The organism is Actinoplanes sp. NPDC049802, assembly GCF_040656595.1.
GTDB lineage: Bacteria > Actinomycetota > Actinomycetes > Mycobacteriales > Micromonosporaceae > Actinoplanes.
Genome location: NZ_JBFAMR010000140.1, coordinates 1 through 10,869, shown reverse-complemented (window position 1 = coordinate 10,869; position 10,869 = coordinate 1). Strand labels below are relative to the sequence as shown.

Sequence of the window (10,869 nt, the reverse complement as noted above, 5' to 3'; positions counted from 1 at the left end):
GCCGGACCGCGAGCAGTTCGGCGCGCAGGCCGTCGTCGGCGCCCACGACCAGCCGGTCCACCGATCTCAGCCCGGCGGGCGCGGCAAAGGCGTGCGTGGGCAGGTGATCGCGTGGCCGGGCGGAGCGGTCCTCGTTTCCGGGGGCGGGGAACGCCGTACCGGATCAGGGTTCATCGAAGCAGTTTCACGGCCTGGTGGTAGGTGAAGGCGATAGCGTTGCAGGGAGGCTGAGCCGCGAGGGGCCGTGCGTCGCAGACGCGGCGCAGGTCGACGCGGAAGGCCTCGTCGAGGCGCGTCTTGTGGTCGGCGAAGGCGCCGGCGTCCCGGTAGTTGCGGTAGCCGAAGTCGTGGCGCCGGCAGGCGTCGGAGAAGTCGAAGCCGAACGGGGCCTCCGGGGCGCCCGTGCACAGGTCGGTGGACCAGTCGAAGCGGTAGGAAGCCCAGCGGTCGCGGTCGAGCCGTGCGGTGTTCCAGGCGGTGAAGCCGGCGTCGGTCGGCTGTGTCCAATGGGCGAGCAGTTCGGCACGGCTCATGGCCGCCCGCGCCGGCACGGCCGGGATGAGCACGGCGGCGAGCAGTGCGGCGACCGCGATGTGGCGCATGCGGGACCTCCGGCGCGCGGCCGATGTCGGATGTGGTGTCCTTGCAGCTACGACCTTCAGCTTGACCGTTAGGGTGATCGCGTGCAGGCGGTTCCATGATTCATCTACCTCTGGTCCGTCAGGGACCGTTGCGGGCGTTGACCTTCCGTCTGGTGATGGCGTGCTCCCTGGTGCTCATGGCGGTGGGGGCCATCTACGTCGACCGCGAGGGTTACCGCGACGTCAACGAGGACGGGCTGACCCTCCTCGACTGCTTCTACTACGCGGTCGTGTCGCTCTCCACCACCGGTTACGGCGACATCACGCCGGCGACCCAGGGCGCCCGGCTGGTGAATGTCCTTTTCATCACCCCGGCTCGGGTCCTCTTCCTGATCATCCTGGTCGGCACCACACTCGAGGTGCTGACCGACCAGTACCGCAAAGGCCTGCGGGTCAGCCGGTGGAGGCGCAAGTTGAAGGATCACGTGATCATCTGCGGTTACGGCACGAAGGGCCGGGCCGCGGTCGCCGCGCTGCTGGAGACGGGCTACGACAAGTCCCGGATCGTCATCGTGGAGAACCGTGAGGCCGGCGTCCGGCAGGCCACACAGAGCGGGTTCGTCGTCATCGAGGGCGACGCCACCCGGTCGGCGGTGCTCAACGACGCCGACGTGAAGAACGCCAAGTCGGTGATCATCGCCACCGACCGGGACGAGGCCTCGGTGCTGATCTCGCTGACCGTGCGGCAGTTGACCGCCGGGCAGGTCCGGATCATCGCGGCGGTCCGGGAGCAGGAGAACGCCGCGTTGCTCAAGCAGAGCGGCGCCCACCACGTGATCGTGTCGTCGTCGACGGCAGGCCGCCTGCTCGGTCTGACCACCACCGCGCCACCGCTGATCGACGTGGTGGAGGATCTGCTGACCCCGGGCCAGGGCATGGCGCTGGCGATGCGCTCGGCGGAGCGGGCCGAGGTCGGCCGCAATCCGCGGGAGCTGCCGACCCTGGTGGTGGCGCTGATCCGCCGCGGCAAGGTGGTGCCGCTCGGCGGCGAGCAGGCCGTCAGTATCGAGACCGGCGACCTGCTCGTCTACATCCGTGACGACGAGTCCGTCACCAACGGGGTGTCGGTTTAGACGATCGTCCAGGTGTCACCGGCGTTGAGGAGGGAGTCGAGCATCTCCTCGGGGGTGCCGGTGGCCTTGGCCTGTTCGTCGAGCACCTGCTTGCGGACGATCTCGTCGTAGGAGGGGCGCCGCACGTTCCGGAACACGCCGATCGGGGTGGTGTTCAGGTCGGAGCCGGAGAGCCGGCTGAGCGCGAAGGCGTAGGCCGGGTCCTCCACGGTCGCGTCGTGGACGATCGGGGTGCCACCCTCCTGCACCTTGAGCCCGAAACTGCCCTCCGGGTGGACGACGTTCAGGTTGCCGACGGTGATCGGCCGGCCCTGCTCCAGGCGGATCAGGTGCCGGTCACGGGTGTCCGCGTCCTTGATGAGGTCGAAGGCGCCGTCGTTGAAGATGTTGCAGTTCTGGTAGATCTCGACGAACGCCGAGCCCTCGTGCTCGGCGGCGGCCCGCAGCACCGACTGGAGATGCTTGGCGTCGGAGTCGATGCTCCGGGCGACGAAGGTGGCCTCGGCGCCCAGTGCCAGCGAGAGCGGGTTGAACGGCGTGTCCGCCGAGCCGGCCGGCGTCGACTTGGTGATCTTGCCGATCTCCGAGGTCGGTGAGTACTGACCCTTGGTGAGCCCGTAGATCCGGTTGTTGAACAGCAGGATCTTCAGGTTCACGTTGCGCCGCAGCGCGTGGATCAGATGGTTGCCGCCGATCGACAGCGCGTCGCCGTCGCCGGTCACCACCCAGACGTTCAGGTCGGGGCGGGACGCGGACAGGCCGGTCGCGATCGCCGGGGCCCGCCCGTGGATGGAGTGCATCCCGTACGTGTTCATGTAGTACGGGAAGCGGGACGAGCACCCGATGCCGGAGACGAAGACGATCTTCTCCCGCGGGATGCCGAGCTCCGGCATGAACCGCTGCATGGCCGCGAGGATCGAGTAGTCCCCGCAGCCGGGGCACCAGCGGACCTCCTGGTCGGACTTGAAGTCCTTGGCGGTCAGTTTCAGCGCGACCGTCTCAGCCATTCTTGACCACGTCCTCGAGCATGCTCTCCAGCGTCGCGGCGGTGAACGGCAGGCCGCTGATCTGGTTGAACGGAACCGCGTCGACCAGGTATCTCGCCCGGATCACCGCGGCCAGCTGGCCGAGGTTCATCTCCGGGACGATCACCTTCTCGTAACCGGCGAGCACCTCGCCCAGGTTGGCCGGCAGCGGCGACAGGTGCCGCAGGTGGGCCTGGGCGACGGTGAGGCCGCGCTGGCGCAGGGCCCGGCAGGCGGCGCCGATCGGACCGTACGTGGAGCCCCAGCCGAGCACCAGCACCTGCGCGTTCTCGTCCGGGTCCTCGACGTCCACGTCGGGCACTCCGATGGCGTCGATGCGGGCCTGCCGGGTGCGGACCATGAACTCGTGGTTGGCCGGGTCGTAGGAGATGTCACCGGTCTTGTCGGCCTTCTCCAGGCCGCCGATGCGGTGCTCCAGGCCCGGTGTGCCGGGCACCGCCCACGGCCGCGCCATCGTCTCCGGATCACGCAGGTACGGCAGGAAGCGCCCGTCCTCGGTGTTCGGCGCGGAGGCGAAGTCGACCCGCAGGTCGGGCAGTTCGTCGACGGACGGCAGCAGCCACGGCTCTGACCCGTTGGCCACGTAGTTGTCGGACAGCAGGATGACCGGGGTGCGGTAGGTGAGCGCGATCCGGGCCGCCTCCAGCGCCGCGTGGAAGCAGTCCGACGGCGACTTCGGCGCGATCACCGCGAGCGGCGCCTCGCCGTGCCGGCCGAACAGCGCCATGTTGAGGTCGGCCTGTTCGGTCTTGGTCGGCATGCCGGTCGACGGGCCGGCCCGCTGCACGTCCACGATCACCAGGGGCAGCTCCAGGGCGATGGCGAGCGAGATGGTCTCGCCCTTGAGCGCCACGCCCGGCCCGGAGGTGGTGGTGACGCCGAGCGCCCCGCCGTAGGCGGCGCCGAGCGCCGCCCCGATCGCGGCGATCTCGTCCTCGGCCTGCATCGTGGTCACACCGAACCGTTTGTGCTTGGACAGCTCGTGCAGGATGTCCGACGCCGGGGTGATCGGGTACGCGCCGAGGAACAGCGGCAGTCCCGACCGGACGGCGGCGGCCACCAGCCCGAGCGCGAGCGCCTGGTTGCCGGTGATGTTGCGGTAGGTGCCGGGCAGCATCCGGGCCGGCTTGATCTCGTAGCGCACCGAGAACGCCTCGGTGGTCTCGCCGTAGTTCCAGCCGGCCCGGAAGGCGGCCTTGTTCGCGGCGACCAGGTCGGGCCGCTTGGCGAACTTGCGCTCCAGGAACCGGAGCGTGGACTCGAACGGCCGGGAGTACATCCAGCTGAGCAGGCCGAGCGCGAACATGTTCTTGGCGCGCTCACCATCCTTCTTCGAGACGCCGCTCTCGGCCAGGGCGCCTAGGGTCAGGGAGGTGAGCGCGACCGGGTGCACGGCGTACTCGGAGAGCGAGCCGTCCTCCAGCGGGCTCTCGGCGTAGCCCACCTTGGCCAGGTTGCGCCGGGTGAACTCGTCGGTGTTGACGATGATGTCGGCGCCGGCCGGCAGGTCGGCCAGGTTCGCCTTGAGGGCGGCCGGGTTCATCGCGACGAGGACGTTCGGCGCGTCACCCGGGGTGAGAATGTCGTAGTCGGCGAAATGGACCTGGAAACTCGAGACACCGGGCAGAGTGCCTGCGGGGGCGCGGATCTCTGCGGGAAAATTCGGAAGGGTCGAGATGTCGTTGCCCAGCTGGGCAGTCTCCGACGTGAACCGGTCTCCGGTGAGCTGCATTCCGTCACCGGAGTCGCCGGCGAATCGGATCACCACCCGGTCCAGCTGCTCGACCCGCTTCGCGGGAGCGGCCACGATTCAACCTCCATAGGGCGCGGTCCGGCGGCTTCATGACTGTCGATGAGCCGGCCCGCAAATCGTCACTTCCACACTACGTCGCCGCTCCTTACGAAGCGGCCGCGGACCGGTGCCCACGGTAGCCGTGACGGTAAACAACCAGCTAGCGGATCTCACTGGTTGCGTCGGATAGGCTCCCCGATCGTGGACGGATATCTCGGTTCGTACGCCACCCTGGGTCTGGTGCTCCTCGCCGGCGTGCTGTTGTTCGTGGCCGCTTTCGGCGCGAACCGGCTGTTGCGCCCGGCTCGGCCGGCCGAGCCGCCGGGCAAACGGATCGCCTACGAGAGCGGGATCGACCCGGTCGGCGGCGACTGGGCGCAGGCGCAGATCCGGTATTACGTCTATGCATACCTCTATGTGCTTTTCGCCGTAGAAGCCGTATTTCTCTTTCCGTGGGCGGTGATCTTCGACCGGCCCGGCTTCGGCGGGATGGCCATCGCCGAGATGGGCATCTTCGTGGCGGTGCTCGCGCTGGGCATCGTGTACGCCTGGCGCAAGCGGATCCTCACCTGGACCTGACCGTCCGGACGGGTGGCGGGCTCGCCTCCGGAAAGCGGACATGCCAACATCGTGCGCATGGGTCAGCTACTGCTCTTCATTGTCGTGGCTCTGGTCGTCGCGACGATCGTGTTCGGTGTGACCGTTCTGCTGAGCGGAAGCGACCCAGGCCTGACCCCGGTCGAGCCCGACGGTCGCGCGGTTCCGCTGCCCAGCGACCGGCCGCTCGGTGAGGACGACATCTCCCGGACCAGGTTCGACACCGTCTGGCGGGGCTACCGCATGGACCAGGTGGACCAGGCGCTCCAGCGGGCCGCCTACGACATCGGCTACAAGGGTGAGCTGATCGGCGTGCTGGAGGCCGAGGTGGCCGCCCTGCGGGAAGGGCGTACCGAGGACGCCGACGCGCTGCGCAAGGCACGGGAGGCCGCGATGGCCCCGGTCGCCGGTCAGCCGCCGTTCCACGAGCCGCCGGTGGCCGAGCCGCCGGTCATCCCGATGGAGACCGGTCAGGAGCCGGTGGAGAAGCGATGAGGGAGCTTGCGAGTGAATCATTGGGTTCAGGGTTGAGCTCATCGCGCCGCCGGAGCGCAGCGGAGGCGGCGCGATGAGCAGCGACTCGGAGGCCGGCCCAGGTAGCGGGCTGGGCGACGCCGCCCGCCCCGGGTCCGGCGAGTTCACCGCCACGGTGATCGTCAACGCGCCCGCGTCCCGGGTCTTCGCCGCGTTCATGAACTGGGAGAAGCAGTCCGAGTGGATCCCGTTCACCCGGGTCCGGGTGGTGGAGGGCAACGGCGGCGAGGGCAGCCTGGTCGAGGCGGTCACCGCGCTCGGGCCGGCGATCCTGCGGGACGAGCTGCGGGTCGTCAAGGTCAACGAGCCGTACGAGGTCCGCGTCGTGCACTGCGGCAAGGTGCTCCGCGGCCCCGGTTCGATGCGGTGCACCGCGATGTCCGGCGACCGTACGCAGGTGGTGCTGCACGAATGGTTCCACCTGCCGGCCGGAGCGGTCGGCAAGATCGCGTGGCCGGTCCTCTGGCCGGGCTCCAAGATCGGCTTCACCGGGACGCTGAAACGCTTCGGGCGCCTCGTCGAGCAGGGCCGGCTGCCGTGACCGACACCGGGCTGGTGATCGGCGCCGACGGGCGGCCACGCTGCTTCTGGGCGGGCGGCTCACCGGACTACACGGCGTACCACGACGACGAGTGGGGCAAACCGGTCCGCGGCGACGACGCCCTGTTCGAGCGGCTCACCCTGGAGGCCTTCCAGTCCGGCCTGTCCTGGATCACGATCCTGCGCAAGCGGCCGGCGTTCCGGGCCGCCTTCGACGGCTTCTCGATCGTCAAGGTGGCCGAATACACCGAGGCCGACGCCGCGCGCCTGATGGCCGACGCCGGCATCGTCCGGAACCGGATGAAGGTCGACGCTGCCCTGCACAACGCCCGGGTGGCGGCCGAGGTCGACCTGACGGAGCTGCTCTGGTCGTTCGCGCCACCGGCGAGGGACCGGCCACGTGACCGCGCCGGCATCCCGGCGGTCACGCCCGAGTCCACCGCCATGGCGAAGGCGCTCAAGAAACGCGGCTTCAAATTCGTGGGGCCCACCACGGCGTACGCGTTGATGCAGGCCACCGGCATGGTAGACGACCACCTGACGGACTGCTGGGTGCCCGTGATGAGATGAGGCCATGGCGCGATGGTCGGTGGTTCTTCCGGATGAGCAGTGGGCGGCCGAGCGGTTGTTCCAGCACGATGTGGTGACCGTGGCGGACGGGCCGGCCGGTGCCGCGGTCGGTGACGAGGTGCTGGTGGTCGCCGAGCGGCAGGTCGTGGCGTCGGCCCGGGTGGAGAAGACGGACGGCGGTCTCGCGCTGTGGTATCTGCGGCGTGCCTTCGACTCGCCGGTCCCGGCCGACAGCCTGCCTGTCGGTGAGGTCGACGAGGTGACGTTCCGGCGGTTCGCCGAGCGCCTGGGCGGGCCGTCCGACAAGAAGGCCTGGCTGGTGAGCGTGGCCATGCCGATCGAGGCGGTGAACCCGGCGGAGGCGGTGCGCCAGTTCTGGTCGCACGTGCTGGAGCTTGGCCCGGCCGAGCTGCCCACCTACGTCTGGCCCTCCGGTGACGAGCTGGCCATGCAGGCCTTCGTCCTCGGGGCCGAGGCGAACCAGGACCCCGAGGAAGAGGACGAGGAGTAACGGTCAGCGGCCCTGGTACTCGGGCCGCTGCTTGTTCAGGAAGGCGTCGACGGCGGCCGAGTGGTCGGCGGTCGCGCCGCAGATCGCCTGCGCCTGTGCCTCGGCGGCGAGCGCGTCCGACAGGGTGCCGGCCGTCGCGATGGAGAGTTCCCGTTTGATCGCGCCGTAGGCCACCGTGGGGCCCGCCGCCAGCCGCGCGGCCAGCTCCTGGGCGGCCGGCAGCACCTTCTCGTCGTCGTCGAGCAGCTCGGTCAGCATGCCGATCCGGGACGCCTCCTCGGCCTTCACCGGCTTGGCGAGCAGCAGCAGCTCGACCGCCTTGGCGTGGCCCACGATCCGCGGCAGCGACCAGGAGATGCCGCTGTCCCCGGCCAGGCCGACGTTGGCGAAGGCCATCAGGAAGCTGGTCTTCGGGCCGCCGATGCGGAAGTCGGCGAGCATGGCCAGCGAGGCGCCCGCCCCGGCGGCCATCCCGCGCACCGCGGCGATCACCGGCTTCGGCATGTTCGCCAGCCGCTGCGCGATCGGGTTGTAGTGCACCTGGACCGTGTTGAGGTCGGTCACGCCGGACTGGAGCACCGACGCGTGCTCGCGCAGGTCCTGGCCGCCGCAGAAGGCGCCGCCGGCGCCGGTCAGCACGATCGCCCGGCACGACCGGTCGCTCTCCAGCCGGGCGAGGGTGTCCCGCAGCGCCTCCTTGAGGTCGACGGTGAAGGAGTTCATCGCCTCGGGGCGGTTCAAGGTCAGGGTGACTACCGCGTCAGTGCGGTCGAGGAGGAGCGAGTCGGTCATGGGTTCGAGAATCCCACACGTGCTCCACGTGCGGCCGCATGCAGGCAACGTTCCACGTGACGGTCGGCGGCCGGTCGCAGCCTCGTGGCGTGCTTGTCGAAGAACACCGCGGCCTTGACGCCCGGCCACCCCGCGGGCAACAGCGCCGACGGCAGTTGCGGGTCCTGGAAGAGGAACGACCGCCACGCGTGCACCAGCCGGAACCGGGCCGCGTACGCCTCCTCGTCGGTGCTACGTGGAGTGATCGCCTTGACCACGGGCCGTAGTGACTCGACGAACTCCTGGTACGACTGTCCGATCCGGCCGAGATCCCAGGCGCGGCCCACGATCGTGGTGGCGCCGGCCGTCGGGCTGGCGCTGAACCGTTCGTAGCCGACCGCCGCCTCGGCCAGCAGCGCGCCGGCCTCGTCGGAGGCCCGGGGCGCCACCCAGACCTGTTCGCTGAGCGGCCCGTAGCCCAGATAGGTGAGCCGCAGCGCGTCACGCCGCGTGACGGGCTCGTGGAGCAGGATCATGTCGAAGCGACCGTCCCAGCCGCCGCGACCGGTCCGGTACACCCGGGCGGCGGCCTCGTCGAGCCGGCGGGCGGCCTTCGGAGTGAGCAGATAGCCCGGTCCGGCGGCCAGACGGAGCGGATGAAGCCAGCCCTGCCGCACCATTCGCGACACTGCGGTACGGACCGCGGGCGCCGCGATGTCGAGTGGCGCCAGCAGCCGGACCAGCGCCGAGACCGGGGCTCGGGAGCCGCGATCGCGCAGGTAGTCGCCGTACAGGTCGAAGAGTGCGGACCGCGCCTGCATGACCGCACATTGTGACAGCCCGAAAGACGATATGCTAGACGCTGTCACATCCGCCCGGGCTGGGTTTGGGTTCGCCGGTGTTCATCAGGGAAAATGTTTGATCGGCACGGTGGGCCGCAACGCGTGAAAGCGTGAAACGGCCTGTACGGCCGCCGGTCGGAAACGAGCACCGCGTCACGTGGGGCTGAGCACGTGACGTGGCTGCTGGCATTCCAGGAGCAAGTGGCTGTGGGGTAACCCACCGACCCTGACGTAGGTCTGAGGGGAGACAAGATGGCGGCGATGAAGCCGCGGACGGGCGATGGTCCGCTGGAGGTCACCAAGGAGGGGCGTGGCATCGTCATGCGCGTCCCGCTGGAAGGTGGTGGCCGTCTCGTCGTTGAGATGACTCCGGACGAGGCCAACGCGCTGGGTGACGCGTTGAAGTCGATCGCCGGCTGACGTTTCACGCGAGCCCGCCGGTACGGTACCGCCCGTACCGGCGGGCTTTCCACGTCTTACGGAAAGGTCATCCTCCCGTGTTCACAATCCGATTGACCGACGTCTCCGACGACACCGTCACCAGGGTCGTCCCGGTCGGGCCCGGCCTGGACCCGGAGATGTCCGCCCTGGCCGCCGCGACCGAGGACTCCGCCACGGCGGGCCGGATCACGGCGTTCCCGCGCCCGCTGCGGCAGCCGTCCCGGGTGCTGCTGGCCGGCCCCGGCGACGGGAGCGAGGCCGCCTGGCGTGCCACCGGCGCCGCGGCCGTCCGGGAGGCCGCCGACGACGAGACGCTGGAGGTGCTGCTTCCGGCCGGCTTCGCCCCGGCCGCGCTGCGCGGCCTGGCCGAGGGTCTCTGGCTGGGCGGCTATCGCTATCGCGACGCCGCCCGGGCGCCCCGGTCCGGCGAGGTGCGACTCGTTCTCGACGATCCTTCCGCGTACGCGGAAAGCCTCACCAGCGCACGAGTGACCGCCGAGGCCACCTGGCTGGCCCGGGACCTGACCAACACACCCTCGTCGGTGAAGAACCCGGAGTGGTTCGCCGGGCAGGTCGTCGCCGAGGCGGCCCGCCGTCCCGGACTGACCGTGACCGTCCGCGCCGGCGACGAGCTGGAACGCTTCGGCGGCCTGCGGGCCGTGGGCGCCGGATCGGTGTCACCGCCGCGCCTCGTCGAGATGTCCTGGCAGCCGCCCGGCGCGACCACCCACGTGGTCCTGGTCGGCAAGGGCATCACCTTCGACACCGGCGGCATCTCGATCAAGCCGCGGGACGGCATGAAGCTGATGAAGAAGGACATGGGCGGCGCGGCCGCGGTGGTCGCCGCCACCCTGGGCGCCGCCGACCTGAACCTTCCGGTGCGGATCACCACGCTGGCGCCGCTCGCCGAGAACGCGATCGGCGGCGCCGCCTTCCGCCCCGGCGACGTGATCACCCACTACGACGGCTCGACCACCGAGAACACGAACTCCGACGCCGAGGGCCGTCTCGTGCTGGCCGACGCCCTGGCGTACGCGGCCGCCGAGCTGGCGCCCGACCTGGTGATCGACCTGGCCACGCTGACCGGGGCGAACGCCGTGGCGCTGGGCAAGCGCACGGCCGCCCTGATCAGCCCGGACGATGAGCTGGTGGCGGCGCTGACCGCGGCCGGCGAGGCGGCCGGCGAGCGGATGTGGCGGCTGCCGCTCGCCGACGACTACGCCGAGCTTCAGCGCAGCGACATCGCCGACCGGATCAACGCGGGCGGCGGTCCCGGCGTGATCACGGCCGCCCTGTTCCTGCGCGACTTCTACGGGCCGGTCCGCTGGGCGCACTTCGACATGTCCGCCCCGAGCTGGTCGGAGTCGGCCGAGGGCGAGCTGGCCAAGGGCGCCACCGGCTGGGGCGCCCGCACCTTGCTCTATTACCTCACTGCGCTCGGCGAGGACGCGCCGTCGTGAGTCGGTGGCGGGGGCCCCGAGAACGCCCACGGCTTCGCCCGGCCGTTCTCG

The 10,869-nt window shown here is 70.3% G+C and carries 12 protein-coding genes and 1 pseudogene; 8 read left to right on the top strand and 5 right to left on the bottom strand.

The window, feature by feature from the left end; all coding sequences use genetic code 11:
- Positions 1 to 170 precede the first annotated feature (170 nt).
- Positions 171 to 602 (bottom strand): phospholipase, encoded by a 432-nt coding sequence (locus tag AB0I88_RS40375; protein WP_361037441.1) that lies wholly within the window; start codon positions 600 to 602, stop codon positions 171 to 173.
- Between the two features lie 95 nt (positions 603 to 697).
- Between AB0I88_RS40375 and AB0I88_RS40370 the strand changes: the two genes are divergently transcribed.
- Positions 698 to 1,714, top strand: a complete 1,017-nt coding sequence (locus tag AB0I88_RS40370) for an NAD-binding protein (protein WP_361037439.1) — start codon at positions 698 to 700, stop codon at positions 1,712 to 1,714.
- Here AB0I88_RS40370 and AB0I88_RS40365 read toward each other — a convergent pair.
- Both AB0I88_RS40365 and AB0I88_RS40360 read right to left on the bottom strand, forming a co-directional pair.
- Positions 1,711 to 2,721: a 2-oxoacid:ferredoxin oxidoreductase subunit beta gene (locus tag AB0I88_RS40365; RefSeq protein WP_361037437.1), complete on the bottom strand. Its 1,011-nt coding sequence runs from the start codon at positions 2,719 to 2,721 to the stop codon at positions 1,711 to 1,713. The genes AB0I88_RS40370 and AB0I88_RS40365 overlap by 4 nt on opposite strands.
- Positions 2,714 to 4,567 (bottom strand): 2-oxoacid:acceptor oxidoreductase subunit alpha, encoded by a 1,854-nt coding sequence (locus AB0I88_RS40360; RefSeq protein ID WP_361037435.1) that lies wholly within the window; start codon positions 4,565 to 4,567, stop codon positions 2,714 to 2,716. The genes AB0I88_RS40365 and AB0I88_RS40360 overlap by 8 nt, the downstream gene beginning before the upstream one ends.
- A gap of 186 nt (positions 4,568 to 4,753) precedes the next feature.
- Here AB0I88_RS40360 and ndhC point away from each other — a divergent pair, with 186 nt between their 5' ends.
- The 5 genes and pseudogenes from ndhC (at position 4,754) to AB0I88_RS40335 (ending at position 7,304) form a co-directional block, all read left to right on the top strand.
- A complete protein-coding gene (ndhC, locus tag AB0I88_RS40355) occupies positions 4,754 to 5,131 on the top strand; it encodes an NADH-quinone oxidoreductase subunit A (RefSeq protein ID WP_361037433.1) in 378 nt (125 codons plus the stop codon).
- A 57-nt stretch (positions 5,132 to 5,188) separates the two neighbouring features.
- Positions 5,189 to 5,536, top strand: a pseudogene (locus AB0I88_RS40350) (DivIVA domain-containing protein); the annotation flags it as partial.
- A gap of 181 nt (positions 5,537 to 5,717) precedes the next feature.
- Positions 5,718 to 6,224, top strand: coding sequence for an SRPBCC family protein (locus AB0I88_RS40345; protein ID WP_361037431.1), 507 nt, complete (start codon positions 5,718 to 5,720; stop codon positions 6,222 to 6,224).
- Entirely contained in the window at positions 6,221 to 6,793 is a 573-nt protein-coding gene (locus AB0I88_RS40340) for a DNA-3-methyladenine glycosylase I (RefSeq protein WP_361037429.1), read from the top strand. Before AB0I88_RS40345 ends, AB0I88_RS40340 begins: the two co-directional genes overlap by 4 nt.
- A gap of 4 nt (positions 6,794 to 6,797) precedes the next feature.
- A complete protein-coding gene (locus AB0I88_RS40335; protein ID WP_361037427.1) occupies positions 6,798 to 7,304 on the top strand; it encodes a hypothetical protein in 507 nt (168 codons plus the stop codon).
- Positions 7,305 to 7,307: 3 nt separating this feature from the next.
- Here the strand turns inward: AB0I88_RS40335 and AB0I88_RS40330 are convergent, their stop codons facing one another.
- Entirely contained in the window at positions 7,308 to 8,096 is a 789-nt protein-coding gene (locus AB0I88_RS40330) for an enoyl-CoA hydratase-related protein (protein WP_361037425.1), read from the bottom strand.
- Positions 8,093 to 8,896, bottom strand: coding sequence for a PaaX family transcriptional regulator C-terminal domain-containing protein (locus AB0I88_RS40325; protein ID WP_361037423.1), 804 nt, complete (start codon positions 8,894 to 8,896; stop codon positions 8,093 to 8,095). Before AB0I88_RS40325 ends, AB0I88_RS40330 begins: the two co-directional genes overlap by 4 nt.
- Before the next feature lie 273 nt (positions 8,897 to 9,169).
- On the opposite strand from AB0I88_RS40325, the gene AB0I88_RS40320 reads away from it, so the two are divergent.
- The gene (locus tag AB0I88_RS40320) at positions 9,170 to 9,337 is read left to right on the top strand and encodes a DUF3117 domain-containing protein (RefSeq protein ID WP_014447667.1); all 168 of its coding nucleotides are present in this window, start codon (positions 9,170 to 9,172) and stop codon (positions 9,335 to 9,337) included.
- Positions 9,338 to 9,414: 77 nt separating this feature from the next.
- The gene (locus tag AB0I88_RS40315; protein WP_361037421.1) at positions 9,415 to 10,818 is read left to right on the top strand and encodes a leucyl aminopeptidase family protein; all 1,404 of its coding nucleotides are present in this window, start codon (positions 9,415 to 9,417) and stop codon (positions 10,816 to 10,818) included.
- Positions 10,819 to 10,869 lie beyond the last annotated feature (51 nt).